This is a genomic window from Pseudomonas palmensis, from assembly GCF_017848315.1.
In the GTDB taxonomy this organism is placed as follows: domain Bacteria; phylum Pseudomonadota; class Gammaproteobacteria; order Pseudomonadales; family Pseudomonadaceae; genus Aquipseudomonas; species Aquipseudomonas palmensis.
Genome location: NZ_JAFKEC010000041.1, coordinates 1 through 24,446 on the forward strand (window position 1 = coordinate 1; position 24,446 = coordinate 24,446).

A 24,446-nucleotide genomic window follows, 5' to 3' on the forward strand; every position below is an offset into this window, starting at 1 on the left:
TTTGCCTGGTAGATCCGACCATCGACCACGACCATCTGGTCTTTCACGTATGGCTCACCTGGGTCGTATGCCTTGAGCCCGTCCAGCGCATCGATCTGGTCTTGCAGGCCATCGATCTTGTCGATGACTTCTTTGCCCAGCTGGGTCTCGCCGATCTGCCCTGCAATGAGGTCGAGGATCGGCGAAGCATCCATGCCGCTCTGCCCCAGTACGCCGTTGTCCACGGGATACCATGGACCGATGTTGCCGGTGCGGTCGACGAGGCGTGCCCAGAAGAAGAACGACACGCCCGCAGCCAGCCCCTGCAGCATGAAGTCGCGCTGCGGGTACGCCAGGTCGGTGAGCTTCGTTGCCACCGACAGGTCGTTGCTTGGGCTGTACCAGATCTCGGTACGCTGTGTGTCCTCGGCGCCGGGCGGAAAGCCCCAGCGCAGCCCGATCGCGAACAGCTCGCTGGTGGCCAGCAGGTGGGTAACTGCCGGCGGCGGCGTTGTCTTGCCCGCCACCTCGGTCAACATTGAGCTGGCAGGCATCGACGCCACGTTCATCGCGTTTACGGCGCGCACGCGAGCCAGGTACTGGCCGGCATACACGCCGCGCACGTCGGCAGAGAGCTCGCCAGTGCGCGGCAACTTGATCCAGTCCCGCGCACCCCAGCGCCATTCGACCTCATAAGCCACGGCCCCCGGCGCGGCATCCCACCCGATTGTCATGGTGGTGACAGCCAGCCCCTGCTCTATCGAGCTGTGGCTCCTGATCAATACCTGCGCCGGAGCTTCCTGCACACCTGGCGGCAGCACGCTGATCGGCCGATCGTCGATCACTGCGCCGTAGTCAATGACATCAAACTTTTCTGGCTCGTGCTGGATCAGCTCGAACTGGAACTGGTGCCATTCCGGGCGCGTCACGTTGCGCACGAAAAACTGCATCAGCTTCAGGTCGTCGAAGTCCAGCGCCCAGGCGCATTCCGACTGCGGGGCCTCGCTGAAATCGGCGATCACTGTCACAGCCCGCCCGGCAACCGATCGAACTTGCCGGGTCTCAGACTTGCCGCTGGGCAGGTTGACCAGCAGGCGGGCACCGGGTGTCACCTCGGTATCCCGGTCGAGGGTGATAACCCGGCCTGCAACTGCAGCGATACGCCCGCCGTTGGCGCGGCCAGAGAGCATCGGATCAGACAGGGCGATCACCTGGCCTGGCCGCGGGATATGCCCATCGAGCCCAACACGAATAGTCGCACCCCGAGTTTGCAGCTGCTCGGTCATTAGCGCCCACTGGCCGGCGCGCTGCGCCTGGCCGAGCGATGTGCACCCCAGCGCCTCGACGGACACTTCGCGCACGCCGATTTCGGCCATGGCCTCGTCGTCGAAGATGGGCTCCTTGTCGGTCTCGAAGCCCTGGGCCGGGTTGTCCCAGGCCACCATCGCCAGGCTGTGCCGGTCACGCAAGCGGCTGCCGCCGTACTTGATTGCGCCGTCGCCCAGGATCTGCGACGGGGTGTAGGTGTATACCGGGTCGCTGGGCATGTCGGCGTTGACGACGATCTGGCTACCGTCCCAGAAAGCCATGCCGTGGAAAATCGAGGCCAGATCCTGGAGCACAGCATAAGCCTCGGCCTGTTTCTGCAGGTAGAGGTTGCAGGTGAACCGCGGCTCCTGGCCGCCGGCGCCGTTCGGCACAAGCTGGTCGCAGTACTGTGCGATGCGGTAAAGAGACCAGCGGTCAATCTGCGTGGCATCGATGCGCTCGCCCAGGCCGTAGTACGGGTGCAGGACCAGGTCATAAAAGACCCAGGCTGGGTTGTTCGTGTAGGCCTGCTTGAACGTGCCGTTCCAGACGCCATTGGTGGTACCAGGGCCGCTGGTGTGATAGGTCCGTGTCTCCGGCTCGTAGTTCGCCGGCACGCTAACAATTCGGCCGCGCATCAGCGCTGCGACTTTGGCGATGTCCCCGCCGAACTGCTCGGCGTCGTACTCCAGGCAGCCGACGGCGGTCAGCGGGTACTCCTGGTCGCTGTCGACGACTTCAGCGATTGCATCGATCCACATCCCATCCTGTACCAGGGAGCTGTTGGCTTCTGGCGTGATGCGGCGAGCACGCACCGACCACCGGCTACCCTCGGGCAGGTTGATGCGGTGGGAGCGCTCGTACTTGGTGATGTTCTTGCGGTTGACCGAAGACGCCAGTACCTGCTGGTACGGGCCGCTATCGGTGGCCACGTCGATCGCGTAGTCAATCCGCACGCCGTTGATGTTGCCGGACTTATCCTGAGACTGGAGCTGCGGCCAGCTGAAGCGCACGCGCACGGCGTCGACCATGGAGTTGGCCACGGTGTAGATGTAGGGCGTGGTGCTGCGCAGCTCCTGACTGACGCCGATCTCGTTACTCGACTCGGCAATACCGTCCAGGCGAGGCTGGTTTAGTTCGCCAGAACGGAATTGCCACTTCACACCCGGGTAGTTGATGGTGCCATTGGCGGCCTGGATAGGCGTGTCGCCGAGCTTGATCGACCGCAGGCCATCCACCGGGCCAACAATTGGCCCCCAGCTCCACAGATAGACGATGCGGGCCGTGGCGATGGAGGGCGTGCTGTTCGATGCAATGCTTGGCTGCTTCGGCTTCGAACTGCCGCCCTTGGCCCCGGCAACACGATTGCGGGATGCCTGCGGCCTCGCTGCAATTGCGCTCATGCAGATCTCCTGAAAACAAAAAAACCCGCCGAAGCGGGTTGGTGGTGGCTCAACAGCTACAGCCTGTCCTGGGTGTAAATCCCGCCAGACTCGATGGCGCCGCCAATCTCGCGCTCGCCGTACAGCAGCGGGTACGGGTTGCCCTGGGCGATGGTTGTGACCGCGCTGCCGAAGCCGTAACTCGGGTTGTTACCGTCTTCGTTCTTGGTTCCGGTACCAGTCCGCGCCGTGGGGGACAGCATCTGCACCACGCCACCGAGCGACAGTGCAGCACCGCCCGCGATCAGTGCCATGCCGAGGCCCGTGGTGGTGCCGCCGGCGAAAAAACCGGCGACGACCAGTACGGCCCCGAGGATCGTCTGGAACATCCCGCCCTGCTTGCTGCCCTGGATGATCGGCGCGATGCGGATCTGTCCTGGGTCATCGCCCTTCAGATCGAGCTCGGAATTGGCCAGGTTTCGGCGGCCAGAGAACACTGCAAAGACCAGACCCCGCTCCTCACCCGTGCGCAGGAACTTCTCGAACCCCGGCACCATGGCGCACAGGGCGCTGATCGCGTCCCGCACGCTGCACACGTCGAGGGTGAACTCATTGCCGAAGTGCTTGCGCAGCACGCCGTAGAGCTTGATGGTTCGCATCATGGCCGGTAATCCTTGTGGCGCAGCACCAGGCGCAGGCGGCTGGCCATCGACCAGCCGTAGATTTCACGAGTCGATGCCCGCCCTGCCATGTGGTGATAGATGAACGGTCCGCTGCCACCCAGGTCCGGGGCTGGCTCGCTGACAAAGGCCGGCTCGTCGCCCAGGTAGATGGCGGCGTGGTTGGGGTGGTGGCATGGCCGGCCTGGTGACGGCACGATGAATACCAGCATGTCGCCGCGGCGGGGCTCGTCAACCAGGTAGAAGCCGGCGTCCGCGAAATTCGCCTCATACAGGCTCGGGCCATCACGCTCTTCCCACCACAGATCTTTGCGCTCGAAGTTCGGCAGCACCAGACCGGCCTCGCGGGCGTACCAGTCGCGGCACGCGCCCCAGCAGTCCAGCAGGCCGCGCGCAAAGTCACGCCCCAGTAGAGGCGCCTGGTAGGCCGAAGGCTTGAACCACTCCATCTCACCGCCGGGCCAGCCGACTATGCCCCACGGCAACTCATGCAGCTCACAGCTCACCTGATCAGCCATGCTGGGTGCCGGCGACTTGTCGGGGTGGCTGTGGATGATCGCGAGGACCTGGCCACGGTCTTCAGCCTGGGCCAGGTCTTCGGGGTTCAGCGAGAACTGCTCGCGAGGTGTGCTGGCCTGGTTGCGGCACGGCACATACTCGCGGCCTTGCTCGGTCTTGATCAGCACCCCGCAGGCCTCGTCCGGGTATGCCCGCTCGGCATGCTCGCGAATGGCGGCTTGTAGTTGTTGGTTGATGCGCATGGTTACCTCGAGCTGGCAATGAGACTGGCGCCCATGGAGCCGCCGAAGCGGCGCGTATTACCCCGAGCCTTGCAGCTCTTCCAGCGCCCGCCACAGCGGTCCAGCGCGGGGTTGTTGGTGGGCTCGTCCTTCTTGGTGAACTTGGCTGTGCCGGTGTAGCCGCACGCCTCCTGGCGGTATTGCCCACGGCAGGCCCAGCGGCACAGCTTGGTGATCTGCTGGGTAGGCAGCATCTGCCCCTCCAGGTCCAGCGGGCTGGAGAGCTGGAAGGTCACCTGCTCCCGGTCCTCATCGGTCTTCTGCTCGATGTACCAGAGGTTGATGCGCGCCTGGTTGGCGGCGGCTGGGTTGCCGTCCGGGAAGTTCGCGGCATCCAGGAAGTGGCGAAAGGTCTCGATGACCTTGACCTTGGCGCCGGCCAGGTCGCGCAGGTGCAGGCATAGCGCTGAAATTGCACCCCTCACCCCACCCAGCTCGTTGGCCAGCTGCAGGGTCGGCGACGAAGGCCGGCCATCGCCGCGGATGTCGAACCCTTTCGCCTCGAGCTGGATCGGCTCGTAGAGGTGGCCCTGCCAGATGATGTCGCCCTCTTGGGCGTGGCCGTGGAAGCGCCAGAGGTTACCGCCCAAGCGCGTGGCATCCACTTCGAACAGCCGGATCTGGTTGCCCGGCTCGAGCTTCTGGATATCGGTATTAAAAGTCATGGGGCCTCAGAAACAAGAAGCCCCGCACGGGCGGGGCTTAGTAAGGGGTGAATCGTTGATCGAACGTCCAGCTGATCGTTACCAGCTTGGGGTTGCCTCTGGCTTTGAGCTTGTAGCCCTTGACCCGATACCGCCCCTGCACTCCACCAGGCGGGGTCCAGAAGAAGGTTTTGTAGCCTTCGTGCCGATCAAGAAATTTGCAGATCTCAAGGGCCTCCTCTCCCTGCTCCAGCAGGCCTGTGTGAGTTGCATTCCAGGACTGCGACTTCGTATTGATGCCGGTACCGCCTGACTGCGCGTAGCCATCGCCGAAGTCGTTATCCCAAGTGCGCTGACTGATGTCGCCATCGGCGTCCGCCTCTATGTCGAAGTCAAAGGTTTCTGTCATTACCGCCTCCACATAGAGCCGCCCTGCCCGAACTCCTCTCGGACAACCTCCCGGCACATTTGCCGGAACCCGTCCTCCATCGCTGCCCCCTGGCGGCGTGCGGCTTCGTCGCTCATACCGGGCTGGGCCTGAACATTGATCGGTGAGTTGATGATGATCGGCGCGGGGCCGCCGGGCGCCGGCGCGGTCGCGGGAGCGCCGCCCGAAGAAGTACCCACCATCCCGATCTGGCCGTTACTCAGCGCCTCCAAACGACCCACGCCAATGCGCGCAGTGGCCTCGGCGTCGAACACGTACTCGCCGCGGTGCACTGGCCCCGCCACCTCATCACGTCGGCCGTGGCCGGTGTAGCCGCCATCCATGAAGCCCGCGCCCGCCATCGCGGTCGCGGTGGATACCGCTGCAACCATGGGTGCAGTTGCAGCAGCAGCCGTAGCTGCCGCGCCCGGGGCCAGGCCAGGCCCCACGACCGGTATCGCAGCCGTGGAGGCATACGCAGCAAGGCTGGCCTGGAACGACGTTGCCTGGGCGTTGGCGACCATGCCAAGGCTCGCAGCGCTCTGCGTCGTGGACCCGACCAGTGCCTGCACCGCCTGATACACAAGCCACTGCGCGGCCATATCGCTGAGGGCGTTTATCATCGACTTCGCCATGCCGGCTGCAGCATCGGCGAACGCATCCTCTGCACTCTTCGACTGCGTGATGATGTCGGAGAAAGCGCCGCCCAGCTCGCTGGTGGCAGACCCAAGCGTGCCACCTACAAAGTCCGCCGCCTGCGCAGCGTAGTTCTGCGCCGCATCAGCGAAGTCGGCCCAGGCGTCCCGAGCTCCATTCACCCAGTTCGATTGGGCCTCATCGACCTGCTCGTAGTAGAACTGCTGAGCAATCAGTTGCTTGTTCAGCTCGTCCTGCAGCACCTTGCTCTGGCTAGCGTACAGCTCCGGACTGATCTGCCCGGTGTTGCTTTGCTCGTTGAGCGCCTTCAGATCCTCGACGTACTTCTGCTGAATCGCCAGGTTAGCGCGCATCCGGTCGCGAGCTTTATCCCCCATGCCGATGCCGGCCAGCTCCTGCGAGTAGCCGTTGATCGTCGTCTGGGTACCGGCAGCCTGGGCGGCCTTAAACGCACTGAGCTTCAGGGCGTCCTCGTTGGCCTTCTTGATCTTGTTCAATCCGTCCAGCTCGGCGGCCAGCTCAAGCAGGCGCTTCTGCTGAACCTTGGACAGATTCCCCAGCTTGCCCTCCTGCAGCTCGAACGAAAGCTTGGCTACCTCGGTGGCGTCCTTCTGCTTGTCGCCGGAGGTGTTGATCAGTTCGATCTGGCGCTTGTAGCCCTCTTCGGTCGACTCGAAATCCTTGAGCTGTTTCTTGCTGGCTTGCTCGCTTTCCGAGGCGCCCTTGCGCTTGGCCTTGTTCGCGGCCTCGTTGACCTTCTTCTGCGACTCAATCGCGTTCGCCGCAGAGATAATCGCCTGACGATCTACTTCGGTGAGATCCGCATTCTCGGCGAGATGCCGGTTGGCGATCTTGAGCGCGTCGCCGTTGTCCTGCAGGCCGGCCAGCTGTTTCTGCAGCGTCTCCAGGTAGGCCTGGCCGGCAGCGCTCATGCCAGCCTTGGCGACATTGTTGGCCTGGGTGGCCGAGGTGTTTTGTTCGGTGACACCGGTTAGCACGCGCAGCGTCTCGGCGATTAGCCCAGAGCGCTGATCGGCGTCACTCACAGCGCCGGCCTGCGTCAGCCATCGCTGCACTGTGCTGGCTGGGATCTGCAACCGATCGGCAACCTCCTTGAGCGTCGGCGAGAGATCTTCCCCGGCGGCGCGCGCCTCGTTTAGCCGATCAATGATCGACCGGTAATCAGCCAACTGCTTGTTGTACTGCCCGTTGGAGTCTCGCGCCGGGGCAGTAACAGTGGCTGAGCGAATGGACTGGGCCAGATCGCCATAGGCATCCTTGACCTTATCCGTAGCCGTGATCTGCTCCTGCTGCCATTTCACCAACGATGCTTCGCGCTGATCCTTGTTGAGCTTGGCGAACTCTTCGCGCAGTTGAGCAACAGGCTTGTGCAGATCGTCGAGGCTCACGCCAGCCTTGTCCGCGTTGTCCCGCAGCAGCAAGAAGCTTGCGGCCGCCGTTCCAGCAAGCAGAGCCAGCCCCATCGGGCCGCCCAGTGCGGCCAACAAGCCGCCAGTCGCTACCCGGGTCAGGTTTGCCTGGGCTACCGCCAGGGCATCTGTGGACGCCTTGAGCGCGGCCTGCCGCGGGATCAGTTGTGTCTGCACCAGCGACAACCGCTGCAGACCACTGGTGGCAGCGACTGAGGCCTGAGCTTGCTGGAGCTGTGCCTGAGCATAGATCCGTTGGGCGTCGGCGGCTCGCAGCGCTGCGCGGGCATTCTCGACCTCGGCAGCGCGCTGGGCCAGTGCAGCCTTCAAAGCCAGGCCGGCCTTCGCGACGTAGTTGGTCAGCGCAGCGGCGCCTGCGCCCCCCATCGCGATGGCGACCAGGTTGACGTGCTCAGCCAAAACCAGAAGAGCCTTGGAAAGCCCGGCCACTAAGCCGGTGCGCTCCTCCATGCCACCGAGAAAACTGCCAATAGCTGTGCCCATGTTGGTCAGCGCGTCCTGCACGCTGGTGGACATGTCCGCCGCTGCCTTACGGTTTACCTCAACCGTACGCAGTAAGCCAGTGTTCAGGTCATCCAAGGCCAGCTTGCCATCAACGCCGAGTGCGCGGATTTCCTTCGCGCTCTTTCCGGTCGCGCTGGCGATCGCGTCTGCAACAGTCGGCATCGCTGCTTGGATAGAGATCCAGCCGTCGGCGGAAACCTTCCCAGTCTGCAAAGCCTTGGAGTAGGCATCAAGTGCTGATCCCGCCTTGTCGGCAGATGCAGCGTTGGTCACAAGCAGGAAGCTGAAGCTATCGGTGATATCGAGCGTCTGCTGGGTGTTGAAGCCTAGGGTTTTCATTACGTCCGCGGTGCGGATGTAAAGCTCTTGTGCCTCGGCCAGCGGGCGGTAGGTCTCCTGGGCGGTACGTAGCAGGTGTTGCTGTACGGCTTGATACTCTTCAGAGCCCCCTGCCGCAGCCCTCATGCGATCCGACATCTGCCCATAGGCGTCGACTTGTTTAATGATGCCGCCAATCAGCCCTGCGCCAGCTACAGCAGCGAACGCTCCCCTGATCAATGTTCCCGCTTGCTGAGCCGCGGTGCCAACTCTATCGAATGCAGTGTCGACCCGTACCAAGTTCCGATCAATAGACTGCGAAGTTCGCCCCACCAACTGATCGGCACTGGCAAGCTCGCGGCGCAACTGGGCGGTGGTGGCCTCAATCTGAACCAGCATCCCCTGGACTTGTTGGTCAGCCATGCTTTTCTCCAGGCAATAAAAAACCCGCCGAAGCGGGCGGTAAAACGAAAAAACTAACGACAGTGCGTTGACCAAGCTTTCTCAAAATCGCCCGGATTCATGCGGCCATCATTTTCGAAAACTACCATTTCCTTGCTTGCCGCGATAAATCTCCTGAAACCAACATAGCCTCCAAAGGAATTTTTAGAATTCACTTCGCCACAAAGCCCGCGCTGATTACGAAATTCAGCGCTGTCGGGATCTTTTAAGGCTCCACCCACAAACTCTCTAGCCACACGCTGGTTTCTTATCTCAGCCATTGCGGCAGCACTTTCTGCCTTCTGGGCATCCGATTGCCCGCATGCTGCCAGCAACAAAAAGGCAGGAAGCATCACCATCATTTTCAGCATCGTCAATCCCTCGCACTTGGACAGGGAAGACTAACAAAATGCTAACTAGCGCGCATTCCCGTCAGCGCCTGCCGCAGCTTCTCAGCAACATCAGCAGGCTTGGGCTTCACCTTCTGGCTGGCTGCTTTGCCGCTGCCAAACGGATTGGTCATCTGCGACCACTCGATCTTGGCATCCAGCGCAATGAACAGTTCGGGCAATGGTGTACTCCAGGCCGTGGCGGGGGTCCATCCCAGCCAGCCTGTCGCGATGGCGTAAAGCCGGTCGACGTAGCTGCCGTCCTCAACGACGCTTACGCCGCCCCGGCTTGGTCGTTTCCCTGGTCACCACCGCGCGGGTTATAGAGTGCAGCGAGGTAGGCGTTCAGTTGCACCGACACTCCCAGCACACCAGCTTGCCAGACCTTCTCGGGGATCGCCTCAGCTGACTTGCCTTCCAGACCGGCGCCGGCGGCAAGGATGATGGCGCAGCCATCCACGCTCATGGCATTGAGAGTCTGCGAGGCGCCGCGCAGCCCGCCAAAGCGGCTTTCGATCGCGCGCACCGCCTTCAGCGTGGGCTGCAGGGTGAACTCCTCGTCGCCCAGCTTCACGGTCAAGGTACCGTGCAAAGTCTTGTTCATGGTTCAGGTCCTGTTGAGGCGGGGCCGAAGCCCCTGTTGGTTACGGGGCTGCGTGTGCTGGAATTTCCAGAATCTCGGTGTTGATGGCGAGAGTGATGTTGCGGCGCACCACGTTGTCAGCCGCACCAGGTGCCACGGTGTTGTTCATCACCTTGACGCCGAAGTAGAACGTGGTCGGAAGGATTGCCGGGGTCGCGCCAGGGTCGCCGTCGTTGAGGGTGACCATGGTGTTGTAGTTGCCCTTGGTGCGGTCCTTGTGCGCGACGGACACCGCTTTCTGGCCGGCATCGCCGCTATCCAGGCCGACAGTCAAAGTGATGTCGCCCGCGTCTGCGGTGCCCTTGTACTTACGCACCCGGCCATCGCTCAGCGCGGTGAAGGTCACGCTGCTGAAGGTGTCACCGAATTCGCCCAGGTCCTCGATCTCTCCCACGTCAATGTAGTCATCGGCCTTGTACTCGGTTTCGGTGGTGGCGGCGGTCTTCCCGCCAAAGCGTAAGCGGCAGCCGGCCGCCGTGTTCAGGTTGTCTTCGGCCATGGGGGTTCCTCCAAAGGCACATCGGATAAAGCCGCGGGGCGGCCGATAGGTGAATCAGTGGGTGGTGATCACGCGAACCGTGATCGAGCCCTGGTACGTGGTGCCATCAGCATCGCGCTGGGCGTCGGCCTGGAGCACGCGCACGGACACTGCCCGCCCGTGCTCGAGCACCAGACGGCGCTCGTCGAGGGCGGCGATGACCTTGCCGTTGATGCGCTTGACCTCTGCCTGGCCAACGGCATCAGACCAGACAGACAGGTAGATCAGGCGCTGCTCGCGCTTGCGCCCAGCGATAGGGCTGATGTTGGTCGAGACCTCACGGTCGATGGACACATAGGGCATCGGGGTGTTGATCCCGGCCCCGTCCAATACAGGACAATCGACCTCGTCGCGCAGGCGGGCGACCAGCGCTTCCTGCAGCGCAAGGGATGGGTCAGCCATTGCCGGCCCCCTGACTTGCTCGCCGCAACGTGCGAGTGATAGTTGCCCCGATCTCGGCCAAGACAAACTCCCGGTTGACCTGCAAAGCTGGCCGAAGCCAGGGGTGCGCCGGCCGTGCCGGAATGTCCGGATACTTGCCAAAGAAGTTGGCACCGTCCGACTTGTTCTTCACCTCGCGCTGCCGCAAGGAATTGCGGCGGCCCCTAAGCTGTGTTGTGTCGCGGTTCTTGGTGTGCGCACCGCCGATGGCATTGCTGTCGGCGCGGCGATAAATGGTGCCGGAATAGCCCTTCGTACCGTACTCAATGAAGCGCATGTAGAAGAACCGCTCGTTGTCCCACTTGCCTCGCAGGCCAACCTGGGCATCCAGCCCGCTCTTCGATACGAACGCAGACAGGGCCGCCGAAGCGGCCCCAGTGTCTTTAGGGATAAGCTGCTGCATGGTGCCGAGGATTCTGTTCGCACACGTCTGCATGGTGCTGCGCAGCTCGTTGTCCATCATATTGTGGATATTGCGTAGCGTCCGCCGCAGCTTGAAGTCACCGCGCAGCCTTGATCGACGGGCCATGGCTTACTCCTTGGCCGGGGCGGCCTTCGGCCTCTCGGCTTTGTCGGTGACCGCTTCGGCGTAGCCGCGAGCAATCAGGCCCTCGGCATACTCCTTGGCCAGCTCGAACTCTTCGCCCTTCTCTCGATCGCCGGAGGCGCCCGAGAGTCGGCCCAGTGCACGAATTTTCATTGGAGGTACCTCATGGGTTGGGGACTGATGAGCACAAGAGCCTCATCATTGAGTTTTCGTTGTCAGGCAAAACAGCCTCGACCTTGTAGGTAATCCCGCGCCTGGTCACCCGCCAGCCCGCAACAATGTCAGTGCGTGACCTGGCGATGATCTCGGCAGTGACGACGGCTTCCAGTCGCTCGGCAACAGATGAAACCCGACCGCTGGGGGTCCTGATTTCAGCCCACATATCAGGACGAGCAGCGGGCAACCACGTCACTGTGGCGCCCCCGGACTTATTGCGCTCCTCGTGCGGGAAGGTGACCTTGCACAGATGACGCAGCGGGCCGGCCCTCATACGCCCCACCCAATGCGGTGCGGCGTCAGGAGTGCCTCCGAGCCTTTCGGCAGCTCAGTGGCGGTGGTCCCGATCACAACGTCCTCACGGTTCGCGTAAAGGTGGCCGAGGATCAGCAGGCAGGCAGCCCTGATCTGCTTGTTGCAGACCATGGGGGACTCGCCGGCAGCTCCGGCGGCGACAGCCTCATCCAGCGCCTGCTGATCGGCATAGAAACGACGGTTCAGGTAGTCCATCGCCTGCCCTTCCGAGGCCTCGATCAGGAGTTCTAGATACTCGTCATCGTCGTCAGGGTCTCGAAGGTGATGGCGTGCAATGGTCAAACTGATTACAGGCATGCCTTCACTCCTCCAGCGGCTCGAGCGATGCCAACTTCCGCTGCACCAGCTCCTCTGCATGCCGGCGTGGCACCATGTAAGCGGGACCGCCGCGGCGACGCAGTTCGCCCTCATCCATGTAGGAGCGCATCGGGTAGATCTGAAGAGTTGCTGGATTGGGGTTAGCTGCAACCAGATCCTCGCCAACTGGCTGGTCGATATCGTCGCCACTCTCAGCCGCCGCTGGGCCGCTCTGTCCTGCGCCTTCCGATGCCCCCGTTTCAGTAGCGGAGGCTTCGGCAATAGTGCTCAGGTCGCTTGCTGAGACGTTCGATCCAGGCCCCGAGTCTCCCGGTGCGGGTGGCAGTGCCTGCTCTGTGCTATCCCCCGAGCCTGGATCAGTTTCAGAAGCGGCCGATTCGCCAGGATTTGGCGAGACTGCATCACCCGGCGAGAGGGCCAAAGCCCCATCTTCAGGCTGGCTGCCGCTCGTTTCAGTGGTCGAGGCAGGATCCTGCGGCTCGACCGTAGACTCTGGTTTTTCCTGTTTACGTGCCATGGGAGTACTCCGTTGAGGCGCCATTTCTGGCGCCGTGTTGCGGAAAGATTAAGGCGTGACCAGCGGGCCAGTGACGAACGCTTCGTCGCGATAGATGGCAAAGGCCAGGCGCTCTTCAGCACGAATCGTTGCCATGTTTTTCTCGAAGTCATCACCGTTTTCGGTCGAGATCAGCACTTCAATTTCCATGCGATCGAAGATCTGAGCGCCGAGCTTGAAGGCGCCGACCAGGAAGTCGTTCTGTGTCATGGCCTGGGTAGAAACCACTGGGCGATTCCAGAGTTTCGCGTTGGTGCCTTCCTGAGGCTGACCGATGATGTAGCGGCCCTCCCCGTCCTTGGTCAGCTCGATGGCCGCCCAGTCGATCGGGTTGAGCACGATGCCGTCGGATGGGAACTCGGCCAGCTCGGCCTGCAGCAGCGCCAGGCGCAGGCGGTCAATGCGCTGCTCGCCCACTACAGCTACGCCAGCCGGGGCGGCGTACAGTTGAGCAACCGTCATGAGGCCCTGCAGGTTCACGCCGGTGCCGTTGCCGTAAAGCAACTGAGCTTCTTCTGCCATGGTGAGGCCATAGCGTGCACGACCGTCGATATAGCTCTGCAGTGCCTTGGCGTCGTCCAGCATCTGGCGGCTGGCTTTGAACAAATGGGCGATGGTCCGCACGTTCGCCGTGGCCAGGCCGAAGGTCAGGTCGGAGTACGGCTTGGCAGTGTTCTCCGCCACAGTGCGGGCGTTGTTGACGAAGCCGGTTTCACGGACGTACTCGATGGAGTTCGATTCGGTGGTACCTGGCGCGACCAGGTCGCGGACGGTCAGTCGGCGCTGAGGCGGGGCAATGATCCCCGGCAAGCGCTGAGTCTGCACCAGGTCACCGCCGGTTGCGGTGGTGATGGCCGCGCGCGGCACGGAGACACGGCGGGAACCACGGAAGGACGAGTTCATGTCCTTCATTTCTTCGCTCTCGATCACAAGAGCGCCTACCGATTTCTGCGGCTCTTCCTGATGGCTCCGATCCCGGCTTGCATTCACCAGTTTCTGCTCTGCCTCGCCCAGGCGCGCCTGAAGTTCGCCCTGCTTGGTCAGCAGTTCATCGACCTTGGCACGGGTTTCGGTATTCATTTCACCGGAAGCCTTGATTTGCTTCTCGGTCGCCTCGGCCTGGCTTTTGATCTGGTCGCCAATGCCCTTGAGGCTGGCGTTGAGTTCTTTGACTTGGGCTTCAAAGTCCATGGTCACTTTCCTTTCAGAGAATTGAGGAGATTGGTTGCCGCGCTCAGAGAGGCGGAGAGGTCTGGCGCGACAGCGCGAGGCTTATCGGTCAGGGCAGCGTTATGCGTGCCCCCGCCGGCAGCGCGAGGCATGCCGGACTTGAAACTGGCGAACAGCTCGCGTCTCTCGGAGCGAGGCATTCCTCCCTTGGCCAGGGCTACATCCATGGCCTTGAGTGCATTGGCCTGGGCAGCGTCTTCGGTTTCGCGCTCGGTGACCTCGGCGGACGACAACAACCCAGTGGCCAGACCAAGCTCCACGGCACGCTTGCCGCGGATGTAGGTTTCGTCGTCCATCAGTTCGGCCATGTCTTCAGCCGACTGCCCGCTGGTCTCGGCATAGAGGTCAGCCATCGCGGCATCGAATTCCTCCATATCGTCGGCGATATCGCGGAGGTAGTTGCGGTTGCCGGCAAGCCAGGTCCAGCAGTTGTGGATCATGAGGAAGGCGCTGCTGGCCACCTCTCGCTTCTTCCCCGCGAGGAAGACAATCGAAGCAGCGCTCGCCGCCATGCCGAGCACCTTGGTGGTGACCTCGTGACTGTGCTCTTGCAGGCGGTTGTAAATGGCAATGCCTTCGAACATGTCACCGCCTGGCGAGTTGATGTAGACGGTGACATCACGCTCGCCGATCGCCCGCAAGGCGGCGTCGATTCGCTTCAGCGTGACGCCCTCGCCATACCAGTCTTCGCCGATCACGCCGTACACGGTGATGGTGTCTGAGGTGTTCTCGACGGCCGCCTGGATCGCGGGATTCCATTTGTCGAGCGCGCGCGGGCTCATCTCGCTGCGCAGGCCGCGAGACTGGATCTTGTGCTTCATGGATTACTCCCGTGATTTACTTTTCGGGCTGTTGGAGCCAGTTCATCAGAGCGGCCCTTGCGGCCTGGCTATCGTTTTGCTTGCCCAACTGGTCAAGTGGAACCAGGTTGGATTGCACGGTCAGTACATCGCCACCCGGCATGCTCGGAAGGTTCTCTTTTCGCCGGCCCTCGTTTCGGGTCAGGTAGCCGTTCTGTCCCATCGTGCTGAGATAAGCCGCACGGCCCGCGCTATCCGCACGCAGGAATGCTTCAAGCGAGTACTCCGCATAAAACTTGATCCGGTCAACCGCCGTCATGCACCACTTGTTCACGCACTGCTCAATCGGCGCCGTGAAGGACATGATGCAGTAGGTGAGAAACGCGATCTGCTGCTGCTCCAGTCCTGTGCCCCAGTTGCTGCCCTTGTCGGTCTTCATCACCATCCAGGGTGGAACCCCGAACCAGCGGCAGATTTCCTCGATGCTGTGCCCTCTCGACTCCAGCAGTTGCGCATCGGCGGGGTTGATGCCGATCATTTCCGGCTTCACGCCCTGCTCGAGCACTGGGCTCTTGCCGGCATTCAATGCCCCGGAGATTGTCTTAACGTACTCACGAAACTCGACGCGCTGAGCCGGGTTAAGCGTCTTGTCGACCGAGAACGCGACTGTGGGCATCATGCCGTTGCGGAAGGTGCTGTTGGCGGCATCGTCTGCAGACATCGCAGAACCGAACACATCTGCGCCGTACCGAATAGCAGAAAGCCCGACCCGCCCATCCAGGGTGAATGCTGGGATATGCAGCATGTCCTGCCGCTGAATCTCTCGGCGGGCTCCCTTTCGGGGCCTGAAGAAGTATCGCAGCCTGCCGTCATCATCGAACTCGAGGTCGACTCGAGACGGCATCAGGAAGTCCAGCGCAATGACCCGACCTGCGGAGCGGTGAATCTCGCAGTAGGCGTTGCCCCACAGCAGCATCGATGCCACGACTGCCTGCCAGAAATGGAAGGCAGCCATGTCTTCGTTGGGGCTGTTGTGCACAACGTCGTACAGCGGGAAATCGCGGGCACTCTCTCGGCTACCATCGGGCATCCGCCGGTAGATGCTCAACGGTAAGCCGGCTACCGAGGTCGAGATGATACGAACGCATGCCCACACGGTGGACAGGCGCATTGCCTTGTCGACGCTGACTGACTTACCACTACTGGACTGGGCGCCGTTAAAGGCGCTCCAGAAACCTCCATCCGACAGTTTGATAGTCTTGCCCAGCCATTCACTCATACTGGCTGAAGGCTTGGTGGCAGCAGCGCCCAGTGCCTGGGATAGGGTTTTAATCACTGACAAGCCCTCTGCGGATGAAGCCGGCGATGCAGAAGAAGCTCAGTGATCCGGCCAGCAAAGCCCAGCCGGTACCAGCCAGCATCCAGACCCCGCTGCATGCCAAGCAGAAAGCGACCACTGCGCAGGCGATGAAAATATGAAATGCGTTCATGCGATCAATGGGTCCCGAATGCCAGCCATGAAGTTTTCCATGCCACCTTGGCCGGCGGGGTTGAGGGCCATAAGCGTCACAGCGTTAAATAGAGCCATCAGCGGGTCAATCTTGGCCGAGCCGCTGGCCTGCTTAGTAATGAGGATCGAGTTGCCACGCGGCTCGACTTTGGCGTTACCGCAGCACCAGGCCATCATCGGCTGGCCCCCGTGTAGCAGCGTGCCCTCGGCCAGCTTGCGTTCGGCAGTCTTGATGGCTCCGCCCAGGCGCCACCCTTGTGAAATACCGTCGATCTTTTCGCGCGGAATACCCATAGCCTCCAGCGCGTCGAGGATCGCGCCGACACCGGCCGGGTCCAGCCCGACCTTGTCCAGCAGGCCGGCCTGCTCGACCTGCGCCACCAGGTGCGCAACCGCTTCAATGTCGTCGCCGATGCGCTCAACAAGGGTAAGGTGCCCATCCTTGGCGAAGTCGCGGATGCGTGGCGCTTCGGCTTTACGCCGTTCCAGTACTGATGGATGGGCCCAGGCGTGAGTCCAGGTCAGCCAGCGCCGTGTGCCCTGCTCTCGGCCAAGTGCTGCAAAGCCAAGCAAGTCATCCAGCCCTCCGCCATCGACACCGATGTCGATCACTTCGCAGCGCTCGATCAGGTCTTCCAACGTGCGGCATAGCTCGGAGGTCTGCGCCTCCCAGAAATCAGCACCAGCCCATCGATCCGAAAGCAGCGCCAAGCCGATCTCGACGTTGAGGTGCTTGGCCAGGAAGACGCGGAACGACTCCTCGCCGTCCAGCTGGGCCTGTGCGTAACCACGCTCGATGAAAGGTTCGTCGACCGACAGCCCAAGGTTAGGGTTGGTGATGTACGCGTTGGAGAAGTCCCGGTGTTCGCCGGCATCCAGCATCGCCTTGGGAAACTCATACAGCACCGGCAAGAACGACTTATCGACGATCTCGCCGTCGCGCACCTTGCGGGCGTACATCAGCTTCTGCCGGAACACACCAGCAGGCGGGGCGTCGGACTGGGTGGTGGCCCAGATGATGAAACCCTCCGGTCGGGATGCCAGGCCACCGGTGGCCTCTCTCAGCATCGCCTCGGCATTGGCGCGCTTGCCGAACACCCACAGCTCGTCGATGAACACGCCGATTGCCTTCTTGCCCGACACCGTCTCGCTGTCTGCCGCAACGACCTTCAGCGTGGCGTTGGTCTGACGGTGGGTCACGGTGCGCAGGTGGTCCTGCACCTTCAGCAAGGCTTTGAGCTCGTCGTCGGCCGCCACCATATCCCTGATCGGCAGGTAAGAGTTGTCCGCGATCTCCTTGGTCGGTGCGAGGATGATGAACTCACCTGAAGCTCGCCAGTTGAGGATCAGCGCGCTAAGCATGATACCGGCGGCGATGGTCGACTTGCCGTTCTTCTTGCTGATAAGCAGCATGAATTCGCTGACCAGGCGCCGGCCTGAGTCTGGGTCGTAGGCGCCGAAGATTGCGGCCACGAACTGGTTGACCCAGTCACGCACGGTCTCGCACATCAACGGACTGCCAGTGGCGTCCACCATGCGCAATGCACCGAACACGTCCAAGGCTTCCTCAGCCTCAGTCGGGAACAGCGGCTCGAATGGGATCAGGCTCTGGCGGGCAACAATGCGCTGCTCCCAGTCTGGACAGGCGGTTGACCACTCCATCATTTCACCGACTGCAGTGGGCCGCGGCGCGTGCCGAACTTGCCGGTGGCCGCTTTCTCGGCATTAGCCTGAGCTTGGTCCTTCTTGCCGCTCTCACCCTTGCGCGGGTGAACGAATGGCATCAGGGCTTTGGCTGCATCAACACGCAGCTTCGGTTCGCTGCCGTGGTCGTTCATCACGGACAGCAAGAAGTCTTTGGGGTCTCGATGCAGGAGCGCCTGGGTCAGGTCGAAACCAGCTGGCTCGGGTTCCGGATGTTCCTCGGCTACAGGGTCCGAATCTGCCGCCTGCTCATCCTTTGCCGAGGCCTTCTCAGCAAGCTTGGCTTTAACATGCGCTTTAACATCGCCTTTAACATCTTGAGGCATCAAACCCAGGGCGCGGAGCTTGAGCAGCTCAGCCGCTACATCCTTGTCCTTGACCAGCCGAGAGCCCGCCGCAGACGCTGTCTTCTCGGAATAGCCGGCCGCCACGGCAGCGTCTCGATTAGACGCACCTTCCCTCAGCGCAGCGATGAAAGCGCGCTTGCGGGATGTTAAAGCCATTTAACAAAAATCCTGTGGGGGAAAAAAATCTGTACATGGGATCGGAGGCGGTCTAGCTAGATGAGAATCCCTAGCTTTTGACCCCCCCTACCCCTTTTTGATGGGAATCAGTCTCATTAGTGACGATTCGGACGCTTCAGCGGCACTTTCGAGGCCGGTCGCACCAATCCGGTGCGAAATGCGGATTTCTACAGCCCTCTCCATCCAATTTTTCTTAGAAAAATAAGATTTTTATAGCGCTATAAGATTCCGGCCGCTTCCTCAGCCTGCTTAACAGAGTCGTGGCAGAGCTTGCAGAGGCTCTGCCAGTTGGCCTGATCCCAGAAAAGAACCATGTCTCCACGGTGAGCAACAATGTGGTCGACAACCCTGGCAGCAGTAGTGCGGCCGTTCCGCTCGCAGTAGACACACAACGGGTTGTCGCGCAGGTACCGATCTCGGGCTTGCTGCCACTTGTAGCCATAGCCGCGCTGGGAGCTGGTCATGCCGCTTCGCCAACTGCCAGGGCTCACCGCCTTGACCCGAGAGCCTGCGCTCTCCTTTATACGAGAGCCGAGCGTCTTGAGCCTGGCCATCAGTCTTTCGACTCGGTGATCAGGCGCACGATGTCATCAGCCCGCTGCTTAACCTCCAGTACCTGACCGTCGAACGTGCGAACGATGGCGCAGATGCCGTGCCACTGACTGCTGGTGCAGGCTTCGTCCACACGTGCGATGGCGGCGGGAGCGAGGTAACGCTTGAGGCCGTTGCTGTCGGTCAATGTGATCATCTGCTTACCCCTGAGCCTTGCGAGATAGGAACAGGTCGGAGTAGCCGCGAAGCTTCTCCACGCCCATGAAACCGACCATGCCGCCTGCGAAGGTGGCCATGCCTTGAGGCAGACCCATCCATTCGAGCAGCGGTACCAAGGCCAGGGTGATGAGGCCGCACAAGGCGCCCTCCAAGAACATCTGCCGGCGGGTGCCACCGCCATACACCACCCGGAGGACGGCGATCGCGACGGAAAGGCCAGCGGCATACAGCTGAGGCTGGTGGGCCAGCACCCAGGTGAGCACAGCGGCCCACAGGCCAGGATCCTTCTCGGGCATGTTTGGCATCTCGATTCCTCCCGTTGCAGGGAGCTTGGTTTATTGGCCGCTGGTAGCTGCAGCAAGCAGAAGTGCCTGCCCTTTCAGCAGCTCGACCACGCCGAAGTTGATCAGCTTGTAGTCTGCCGAGGAATGTCCATGCAGCAGGTTATCCAGCTCTCGTATCTCGGCCTTGAGGTCCTGCACTCGCTTCAGCACGGCGCCGTCATACTCGGCTCGCGCTTGCTCCACGATGGGGAGCACCACACTACGCTCGATCCCGACACCGGAACGATGGGCGGCCCTCGCGAAGATGCCAACCCCGTCGGTGTAAACCGCACCATATACAACCCCGTCCTCGTAGTAGAACGGCGGGAGCGTATTGACCAGGTTAGGGATGATGGCAGTGGAAAGTGACTTCTTCTGATCGGTGTTCAGCAGTTGTCTGGTAGCGTTCAGGAAAATGATGCCATCGCATTTCGACAGGCGACGCAGCGCTGACTCCAGCTTATCGGCATCTCCTGCCACAACTGCGTCCACAACAGCTTGCTCGTAACGCTTGGCCTGCTCGCTCATCCTTCTCTCCAGAAACAAAAAAGGCCCACCGACATGGCGAGCCTTCAAATAGGTCGGCCCCAACAGCACTCCCAGCTCGGAGCGATGGGTGTGGTGTAGCCGAAAACGAAAAAGCCCCGGCGAATGCCGAGGCTTCAATAAAAAACCCGGCCTTTCGACCGGGTATCCCGAACTACCTTGCCGACCCGTGTTGCCACGGGCATGTGCAGTTCGGGCGTCAATACTGCCACGCAATCGCTTCAACCGCCACGTCAGCTGGAGACGCGTCACCGGTGAACCGCAAAAGCTCAACGCAGATACAGCGTTACGCTTGCGGGACGGGAACTTCATCAACGCTGATGCAGTGCTCAATTTCGGTGATCTTCACAAGGGCCTGCTCTGCGAGCGGATAAGCGCCAAACACCCGACCTTGGTAGAACACAACCCATACGAACTCTACCGGTTCAGAGCCACCGAAAGTGCGAACCAGATCTTGGAACCTCTCAGCCAAGTCATCGAAATGCATCTGCGCCATGCCACGCAACACCATGCTGAACGCTCCTTCACTCAAAGCTGCATTCTGCGCTCAGTGAAATGTGTGGGCAACTCGGGGCTTGATTTCAAGGGTGCAGAGGGCCGGTGCTTACCCGGCTTGACGGGCTGGATCGCTGGGTCACGTACCCCAGCCTCTCATCGCGTAACCGATCAGGGAGCGCGCGGCTTTGATCGATGCCACTACCGACTTAGCCCAGCTGCCTGGGCGCGTCATCTGCATAAACGAAAAAGCCCAGCACGATGGCTGGGCTATTTGATAACACTACTCTTCTCAGGATGCCTGGCGACTATGGTGCCAGTAGAGGTATGCAAGGCCCACGGGCGCAATAAAAATAGCGAAGAACCAGCACATAAGCATCGTAATGACCTTCACCATTAACATCAGGGGCGCATTCACGAAGAACACGTTGTTTCCCATGATGTATCCAATGACGCTCTCGTAGACGAAGCGTGAGTAGGGATAGAGCAGCGTGCAGACAAGCGCGAGGGAAATCACGTCAAATGTGACGCCGCTTGGCGACCTCGCCTTCATGAAAATGATGGAGGCTGCGAATAGGGAGCCGAAGATCATCTGGCGAATGTAGTAACTCGGCGTCAGCCCACCGAAAGTCTTGGAGAAAAACTGTTGCATAAGATCCGTCTCAGGCTCGAAAAAGGACGCAAACTTTAACAGCTCTGCTCCACCATTCAAGGAAGTGCTGAAACAGAAAGCCCGACACGATGGCCGGGCTTTCAATTGTCTATCCTCTGAAACGCGCAGGAATGACAGGATGGGGATAATTTCGCTCACGCGCTCACTAATGTCAACAGGCAATTACGCAGCCTCTTGCATCAGCAGCCCTTCAGCTTGAAGGATCGCGCGAACTTCTGTTAGTGCGTCACTAACCATGCCGTCGAGTTTCTCGTTGATATCGGCCCTCCATCGGCGGCGCGTCGACTCCGGGGCAGCATCCAGATCCCAGGTATTCATGTCGTAGAAGCTGTCGACCAGGACGATCACCTCCTCCTGCTGCCCCTCGATGCGGTGCTTCTCTGCCTGGCCTGCCGCCACCGCAGCATTGACCAGCGAATCACGCCGCCAAGCAGGCGCATCCAGCGGCACCTCGACCGATACCGAGCGCGGCGCTTTCCGGCGGGCGCCCTTCAACTTAGGGATCGCCCAGGCCGTCACTGCCTTGAAGATGAACAGCTGCGGCGCAGGGCTGGCAATGCGCGGGCGAACAGCCGTGATTGCCTGCAGCTTCTTCACTTTGTTGGTGCTGTACTTCGCCACCAAGGCATCCCAATGCCAGTCCTTCAGGAGGTGATGAAGACGTGCAGCAATCCAGTAGTCCACTTGCGTCCGGTCAAGACCGTGCGCCTGCCCCCCCAGCGAAGCCAGGCACCCACCCTCCTCTTCAACTGCCCTGTACAGCTTCTGCCACGCCTGCCCCTTTGCTGAGCCCTTCTCGCCAGCCGCCAATGCCGCGACTACCGCCCCCGATACGCTGCTATAGATCATGTCCTTCCCCTCAATCGCCCGTGTAGTTTGTGCCGCCGGCGCCCAGCCGGTTGCCATCCTGATGCAGAGCCTCCGGCCCAGTGGCCCGAGGCTTCTTCAACTGCTCAATCTGCCGTGTCGCGGCCTGCAGCCTCATGCTGAGCTGGGTCACCAGTTCATCCAGGGGCAGGGCCTCGCCAGTTGCAGCCACCACCCAGCCTGAGGCGTTGCAGTGATCGCATGGCAGTTCGTAGAACGTGCCCATCGTGACCGCTCTCCCACGGCACAAAGGGCACTTGCCCAGCTCGATCACGGCCTTCTTGAAGGCTGGACCGTGCTTCCTAATCAACCAATCACCTTCAGTCCCTGAGACTGCAGCGACTTCTCCGCAACCTCCCGAGCCCATGCTGCGTCCGGATCACCCATCTGGACTGGGAACGGATTGGTGACGCGAAGTGCCTTGGTGCAATCCAGCCAGGTCTCCCAGCGGGCCGCGTAGATCGTGTTGAACACATCCGTGCAGCAATCGGCGCACTCAAGAACGTAATAGCCGGATAGCCCGACTACTGGGTCCCAGCGCAGGCCGCTCGGCACCGGATAGCGCCGCTCGAATTCGGCGCGGATCTGGTCAATGCTCTTCATTTCGAATCCTCGCCTATGGTTTGTCGTTGGAATGGCTGGAGCCCGCGCCAATCGCGGCCTCTGCGGAAAAACACGAAACTTCACGTAATGGCTCGGCAATGGTGTGAATCGAGGTGAAGCCACGCCCATCAAGCCATTGGTGCCACTTCTCCAGAGCCTCACGCTTTCCAGTCTCCACCCACGAATGGATGTAGGTCTGCACGTTCCGGCCCATCGCATGGTTGAGCAGCAGCTCGCCAATCAGAAAGTCGATGCCCAGATCCACCCAGGCAGTGCGCGCTACTTTGCGCAGGTCATGGCTGGTCCACTCGCCACGCCCCAGGCGGGTAAAGACGGCAAAAGCCTGGCTGTCGCTCAGCGGCTTGCCGGATTTGGCCGGGAACAGATACAGGCCGCTGTAGCCACTTGCTACCTGTGCACTGCGGTAGCGCTGGAGCAACCCACACACCTGCGCGGTCAGCGGCAAGTTCAGCTCGGTCCGGGTCTTGGTGTTCTTGGCCGGGATATGCCACTGACGCTCCTCCAGGCTGAAGTCCCGCCACGCCGCCAAGCGGGTCTCGGATACACGGGTGCCGTGGGACAGCATCATCAGAGCCAACATGGCCTCGGCCGGTACCTGAGCAAAATGCTCTTCCAGCTGGCTCAGTAGCCCTTCAACCTGAACGTCCCGCAGACGGGCGGGCTTGGGCTTGATCTTTGCCTTGGAGAAGTCACTGAAGCGAATGGCGGCCATGCCATTGGTGGTGATCATGTTCAATCGAGCGGCTTGCTTGAAGGCCAGGGCCAGCAGGCGAAAAATCAGGCGCAGGTACTCCAGCGACAGCTCGGCCTGCAGCGGCCACATCAGGCGCTGGTCGATCTCGGACTTGCTCACCTCCGCCAACGGCAGATCGCCCAGGCGCGGGATCAAATGTTTGGTCATAGCCGAGTGCGCGGTGGACTTGCGCTTGTCCGACAGATTGCGGTCCTTACTCATGCGCTCGTCGAACCACTTCAACAGCTGGCCAGTGGTGAGCCAGGTGCCCACGGACACAGCGGCGCCAGGTTCGCCCGCTATCCGAGCGCGCACGGCCGGCAGCACGCTCAGCACCGCCTTGGTGTTGAGGTCCGGATAGTTGGCGATCTTGCTCCACTTACTGCCATGGACCAGGTACCAGGAGCCGCGGGCGCGGTCCTGCTTGTAGCGGAAGCGGAAGGCTGGCTGCCGGGTGTCTCGAAGGTCGCGGACCTCGCTTTCCGCGTGCCGGCGAATCTCGGCATCGGACAAGGTAACGGTCAGTGTCTTGCTCATGCTGCCACCTTGGTCTGCGGTTGCAGCAAGTAAGCGCGGATTGCTTCCAGCGCATCAATGGAGCCCCGGCAGACGATCGCCAGATAGCCCTGGTCGAGCAGCGCCTGAATGTAGGCGTCTTGGCTCGGCGACACGGCAGCGTCGAATGGCGGCTTGGCCTTGAACTCGATGTACAAGCCGAAGTGTCCGCCGCGGGCCATCGGCAGCACCAGGTCAGGAACACCGGCCTTCACGCCCTGCTCTTTCAGCTTGAGCGCCACCAGCTTGTGCCGGTGCCCGCCATTCGGGACGTGGTAGATCAGCTTGGCAGCTGTCGGGTAGCGCAGCGCGACTTCGTGCATCAGTGAGGCCTGCTCAAGGCCTTCGCGGTCGATGGGCTTGGCGCGAGTCTTCTTCGGGGCAAAAACGCGGGGCTTGGCTTTCAGCATTCGTCGCGCCCCCACAAAAAACCCACAAGCCCCATCGCGTCGGCAATTGCGACAATCGCCCAAAAGGAGGCTGTAGAGTCGCTAGGACCTACACCAGCCTGACAAAGAGCCGCCGCGAGGCCGACAA

At 61.4% G+C, this 24,446-nt stretch carries 32 protein-coding genes; all 32 read right to left on the bottom strand.

Annotated features, from left to right (window positions below; genetic code table 11):
- A partial coding sequence (locus JZZ72_RS19200; protein ID WP_210014912.1) for a host specificity protein J occupies positions 1–2,690 on the bottom strand: 2,690 nt, incomplete at its 3' end.
- Between the two features lie 56 nt (positions 2,691–2,746).
- Complete coding sequence (locus tag JZZ72_RS19205; protein WP_210014913.1) at positions 2,747–3,331, bottom strand: tail assembly protein; 585 nt, start codon at positions 3,329–3,331, stop codon at positions 2,747–2,749.
- Positions 3,328–4,110, bottom strand: a complete 783-nt coding sequence (locus tag JZZ72_RS19210; protein WP_210014914.1) for a C40 family peptidase — start codon at positions 4,108–4,110, stop codon at positions 3,328–3,330. Before JZZ72_RS19210 ends, JZZ72_RS19205 begins: the two co-directional genes overlap by 4 nt.
- Before the next feature lie 2 nt (positions 4,111–4,112).
- Positions 4,113–4,814, bottom strand: coding sequence for a phage minor tail protein L (locus tag JZZ72_RS19215; RefSeq protein WP_210014915.1), 702 nt, complete (start codon positions 4,812–4,814; stop codon positions 4,113–4,115).
- Between the two features lie 37 nt (positions 4,815–4,851).
- Positions 4,852–5,202, bottom strand: a complete 351-nt coding sequence (locus JZZ72_RS19220; protein WP_210014916.1) for a phage tail protein — start codon at positions 5,200–5,202, stop codon at positions 4,852–4,854.
- Positions 5,202–8,573 (bottom strand): phage tail tape measure protein, encoded by a 3,372-nt coding sequence (locus tag JZZ72_RS19225; RefSeq protein WP_210014917.1) that lies wholly within the window; start codon positions 8,571–8,573, stop codon positions 5,202–5,204. Before JZZ72_RS19225 ends, JZZ72_RS19220 begins: the two co-directional genes overlap by 1 nt.
- A gap of 53 nt (positions 8,574–8,626) precedes the next feature.
- Positions 8,627–8,962, bottom strand: a complete 336-nt coding sequence (locus tag JZZ72_RS19230) for a hypothetical protein (RefSeq protein ID WP_210014918.1) — start codon at positions 8,960–8,962, stop codon at positions 8,627–8,629.
- Between the two features lie 41 nt (positions 8,963–9,003).
- Positions 9,004–9,162, bottom strand: a complete 159-nt coding sequence (locus tag JZZ72_RS19235; RefSeq protein WP_236066301.1) for a hypothetical protein — start codon at positions 9,160–9,162, stop codon at positions 9,004–9,006.
- A 92-nt stretch (positions 9,163–9,254) separates the two neighbouring features.
- Complete coding sequence (locus JZZ72_RS19240; RefSeq protein WP_210014919.1) at positions 9,255–9,584, bottom strand: hypothetical protein; 330 nt, start codon at positions 9,582–9,584, stop codon at positions 9,255–9,257.
- A 40-nt stretch (positions 9,585–9,624) separates the two neighbouring features.
- Entirely contained in the window at positions 9,625–10,122 is a 498-nt protein-coding gene (locus JZZ72_RS19245) for a hypothetical protein (protein ID WP_210014920.1), read from the bottom strand.
- 54 nt (positions 10,123–10,176) lie between these two features.
- Entirely contained in the window at positions 10,177–10,563 is a 387-nt protein-coding gene (locus tag JZZ72_RS19250) for a DUF3168 domain-containing protein (protein WP_210014921.1), read from the bottom strand.
- The gene (locus JZZ72_RS19255) at positions 10,556–11,131 is read right to left on the bottom strand and encodes an HK97-gp10 family putative phage morphogenesis protein (RefSeq protein ID WP_210014922.1); all 576 of its coding nucleotides are present in this window, start codon (positions 11,129–11,131) and stop codon (positions 10,556–10,558) included. Before JZZ72_RS19255 ends, JZZ72_RS19250 begins: the two co-directional genes overlap by 8 nt.
- Positions 11,132–11,134: 3 nt before the next feature.
- Complete coding sequence (locus JZZ72_RS19260) at positions 11,135–11,302, bottom strand: hypothetical protein (protein WP_210014923.1); 168 nt, start codon at positions 11,300–11,302, stop codon at positions 11,135–11,137.
- A gap of 10 nt (positions 11,303–11,312) precedes the next feature.
- Positions 11,313–11,639: a phage head closure protein gene (locus tag JZZ72_RS19265; protein ID WP_210014924.1), complete on the bottom strand. Its 327-nt coding sequence runs from the start codon at positions 11,637–11,639 to the stop codon at positions 11,313–11,315.
- Entirely contained in the window at positions 11,636–11,977 is a 342-nt protein-coding gene (locus tag JZZ72_RS19270; protein ID WP_210014925.1) for a head-tail connector protein, read from the bottom strand. Before JZZ72_RS19270 ends, JZZ72_RS19265 begins: the two co-directional genes overlap by 4 nt.
- A gap of 4 nt (positions 11,978–11,981) precedes the next feature.
- Complete coding sequence (locus JZZ72_RS19275) at positions 11,982–12,515, bottom strand: hypothetical protein (protein WP_210014926.1); 534 nt, start codon at positions 12,513–12,515, stop codon at positions 11,982–11,984.
- Between the two features lie 48 nt (positions 12,516–12,563).
- Positions 12,564–13,745, bottom strand: coding sequence for a phage major capsid protein (locus JZZ72_RS19280; RefSeq protein WP_099453655.1), 1,182 nt, complete (start codon positions 13,743–13,745; stop codon positions 12,564–12,566).
- Positions 13,746–13,747: 2 nt separating this feature from the next.
- Positions 13,748–14,605, bottom strand: a complete 858-nt coding sequence (locus tag JZZ72_RS19285; RefSeq protein ID WP_210014927.1) for a head maturation protease, ClpP-related — start codon at positions 14,603–14,605, stop codon at positions 13,748–13,750.
- Positions 14,606–14,621: 16 nt separating this feature from the next.
- The gene (locus JZZ72_RS19290) at positions 14,622–15,920 is read right to left on the bottom strand and encodes a phage portal protein (RefSeq protein ID WP_125855663.1); all 1,299 of its coding nucleotides are present in this window, start codon (positions 15,918–15,920) and stop codon (positions 14,622–14,624) included.
- A 150-nt stretch (positions 15,921–16,070) separates the two neighbouring features.
- Complete coding sequence (locus JZZ72_RS19295; RefSeq protein WP_210014928.1) at positions 16,071–17,759, bottom strand: terminase large subunit; 1,689 nt, start codon at positions 17,757–17,759, stop codon at positions 16,071–16,073.
- Entirely contained in the window at positions 17,756–18,301 is a 546-nt protein-coding gene (locus tag JZZ72_RS19300; protein WP_210014929.1) for a terminase small subunit, read from the bottom strand. The genes JZZ72_RS19295 and JZZ72_RS19300 overlap by 4 nt, the downstream gene beginning before the upstream one ends.
- A gap of 239 nt (positions 18,302–18,540) precedes the next feature.
- Positions 18,541–18,876: an HNH endonuclease gene (locus JZZ72_RS19305; protein WP_210014930.1), complete on the bottom strand. Its 336-nt coding sequence runs from the start codon at positions 18,874–18,876 to the stop codon at positions 18,541–18,543.
- Positions 18,876–19,070 (bottom strand): hypothetical protein, encoded by a 195-nt coding sequence (locus JZZ72_RS19310; protein WP_197854300.1) that lies wholly within the window; start codon positions 19,068–19,070, stop codon positions 18,876–18,878. The genes JZZ72_RS19305 and JZZ72_RS19310 overlap by 1 nt, the downstream gene beginning before the upstream one ends.
- A gap of 4 nt (positions 19,071–19,074) precedes the next feature.
- Positions 19,075–19,398 (bottom strand): phage holin, lambda family, encoded by a 324-nt coding sequence (locus JZZ72_RS19315; protein ID WP_010952643.1) that lies wholly within the window; start codon positions 19,396–19,398, stop codon positions 19,075–19,077.
- Positions 19,399–19,428: 30 nt separating this feature from the next.
- A complete protein-coding gene (locus tag JZZ72_RS19320; protein ID WP_210014931.1) occupies positions 19,429–19,944 on the bottom strand; it encodes a hypothetical protein in 516 nt (171 codons plus the stop codon).
- A 304-nt stretch (positions 19,945–20,248) separates the two neighbouring features.
- A complete protein-coding gene (locus JZZ72_RS19325; RefSeq protein ID WP_210014932.1) occupies positions 20,249–20,473 on the bottom strand; it encodes a hypothetical protein in 225 nt (74 codons plus the stop codon).
- A gap of 276 nt (positions 20,474–20,749) precedes the next feature.
- Positions 20,750–21,268 (bottom strand): hypothetical protein, encoded by a 519-nt coding sequence (locus JZZ72_RS19330; RefSeq protein WP_328825170.1) that lies wholly within the window; start codon positions 21,266–21,268, stop codon positions 20,750–20,752.
- A 24-nt stretch (positions 21,269–21,292) separates the two neighbouring features.
- Entirely contained in the window at positions 21,293–21,979 is a 687-nt protein-coding gene (locus tag JZZ72_RS19335) for a hypothetical protein (protein ID WP_210014933.1), read from the bottom strand.
- A gap of 10 nt (positions 21,980–21,989) precedes the next feature.
- A complete protein-coding gene (locus JZZ72_RS19340) occupies positions 21,990–22,307 on the bottom strand; it encodes a hypothetical protein (RefSeq protein ID WP_210014934.1) in 318 nt (105 codons plus the stop codon).
- Positions 22,304–22,600, bottom strand: a complete 297-nt coding sequence (locus tag JZZ72_RS19345; protein WP_210014935.1) for a hypothetical protein — start codon at positions 22,598–22,600, stop codon at positions 22,304–22,306. Before JZZ72_RS19345 ends, JZZ72_RS19340 begins: the two co-directional genes overlap by 4 nt.
- Positions 22,601–22,613: 13 nt before the next feature.
- Positions 22,614–23,891, bottom strand: coding sequence for a tyrosine-type recombinase/integrase (locus tag JZZ72_RS19350; protein ID WP_210014936.1), 1,278 nt, complete (start codon positions 23,889–23,891; stop codon positions 22,614–22,616).
- Positions 23,888–24,319, bottom strand: a complete 432-nt coding sequence (locus JZZ72_RS19355; RefSeq protein ID WP_210014937.1) for a VRR-NUC domain-containing protein — start codon at positions 24,317–24,319, stop codon at positions 23,888–23,890. Before JZZ72_RS19355 ends, JZZ72_RS19350 begins: the two co-directional genes overlap by 4 nt.
- Positions 24,320–24,446: the final 127 nt, after the last annotated feature.

Coding starts and splice junctions, on each gene's coding strand:
- JZZ72_RS19215 (WP_210014915.1), bottom strand. CDS start 4,814: ATGACTTTTAATACCGATATCCAGAAGCTCGAGCCGGGCAACCAGATC.
- JZZ72_RS19295 (WP_210014928.1), bottom strand. CDS start 17,759: ATGATGGAGTGGTCAACCGCCTGTCCAGACTGGGAGCAGCGCATTGTT.
- JZZ72_RS19300 (WP_210014929.1), bottom strand. CDS start 18,301: ATGGCTTTAACATCCCGCAAGCGCGCTTTCATCGCTGCGCTGAGGGAA.
- JZZ72_RS19355 (WP_210014937.1), bottom strand. CDS start 24,319: ATGCTGAAAGCCAAGCCCCGCGTTTTTGCCCCGAAGAAGACTCGCGCC.
- JZZ72_RS19320 (WP_210014931.1), bottom strand. CDS start 19,944: ATGAGCGAGCAGGCCAAGCGTTACGAGCAAGCTGTTGTGGACGCAGTT.
- JZZ72_RS19280 (WP_099453655.1), bottom strand. CDS start 13,745: ATGGACTTTGAAGCCCAAGTCAAAGAACTCAACGCCAGCCTCAAGGGC.
- JZZ72_RS19270 (WP_210014925.1), bottom strand. CDS start 11,977: ATGCCTGTAATCAGTTTGACCATTGCACGCCATCACCTTCGAGACCCT.
- JZZ72_RS19275 (WP_210014926.1), bottom strand. CDS start 12,515: ATGGCACGTAAACAGGAAAAACCAGAGTCTACGGTCGAGCCGCAGGAT.
- JZZ72_RS19210 (WP_210014914.1), bottom strand. CDS start 4,110: ATGCGCATCAACCAACAACTACAAGCCGCCATTCGCGAGCATGCCGAG.
- JZZ72_RS19350 (WP_210014936.1), bottom strand. CDS start 23,891: ATGAGCAAGACACTGACCGTTACCTTGTCCGATGCCGAGATTCGCCGG.
- JZZ72_RS19335 (WP_210014933.1), bottom strand. CDS start 21,979: ATGATCTATAGCAGCGTATCGGGGGCGGTAGTCGCGGCATTGGCGGCT.
- JZZ72_RS19205 (WP_210014913.1), bottom strand. CDS start 3,331: ATGATGCGAACCATCAAGCTCTACGGCGTGCTGCGCAAGCACTTCGGC.
- JZZ72_RS19325 (WP_210014932.1), bottom strand. CDS start 20,473: ATGGTGTTGCGTGGCATGGCGCAGATGCATTTCGATGACTTGGCTGAG.
- JZZ72_RS19240 (WP_210014919.1), bottom strand. CDS start 9,584: ATGAACAAGACTTTGCACGGTACCTTGACCGTGAAGCTGGGCGACGAG.
- JZZ72_RS19220 (WP_210014916.1), bottom strand. CDS start 5,202: ATGACAGAAACCTTTGACTTCGACATAGAGGCGGACGCCGATGGCGAC.
- JZZ72_RS19310 (WP_197854300.1), bottom strand. CDS start 19,070: ATGATCACATTGACCGACAGCAACGGCCTCAAGCGTTACCTCGCTCCC.
- JZZ72_RS19250 (WP_210014921.1), bottom strand. CDS start 10,563: ATGGCTGACCCATCCCTTGCGCTGCAGGAAGCGCTGGTCGCCCGCCTG.
- JZZ72_RS19260 (WP_210014923.1), bottom strand. CDS start 11,302: ATGAAAATTCGTGCACTGGGCCGACTCTCGGGCGCCTCCGGCGATCGA.
- JZZ72_RS19245 (WP_210014920.1), bottom strand. CDS start 10,122: ATGGCCGAAGACAACCTGAACACGGCGGCCGGCTGCCGCTTACGCTTT.
- JZZ72_RS19255 (WP_210014922.1), bottom strand. CDS start 11,131: ATGGCCCGTCGATCAAGGCTGCGCGGTGACTTCAAGCTGCGGCGGACG.
- JZZ72_RS19230 (WP_210014918.1), bottom strand. CDS start 8,962: ATGCTGAAAATGATGGTGATGCTTCCTGCCTTTTTGTTGCTGGCAGCA.
- JZZ72_RS19315 (WP_010952643.1), bottom strand. CDS start 19,398: ATGCCAAACATGCCCGAGAAGGATCCTGGCCTGTGGGCCGCTGTGCTC.
- JZZ72_RS19285 (WP_210014927.1), bottom strand. CDS start 14,605: ATGAAGCACAAGATCCAGTCTCGCGGCCTGCGCAGCGAGATGAGCCCG.
- JZZ72_RS19345 (WP_210014935.1), bottom strand. CDS start 22,600: ATGAAGAGCATTGACCAGATCCGCGCCGAATTCGAGCGGCGCTATCCG.
- JZZ72_RS19265 (WP_210014924.1), bottom strand. CDS start 11,639: ATGAGGGCCGGCCCGCTGCGTCATCTGTGCAAGGTCACCTTCCCGCAC.
- JZZ72_RS19225 (WP_210014917.1), bottom strand. CDS start 8,573: ATGGCTGACCAACAAGTCCAGGGGATGCTGGTTCAGATTGAGGCCACC.
- JZZ72_RS19305 (WP_210014930.1), bottom strand. CDS start 18,876: ATGGCCAGGCTCAAGACGCTCGGCTCTCGTATAAAGGAGAGCGCAGGC.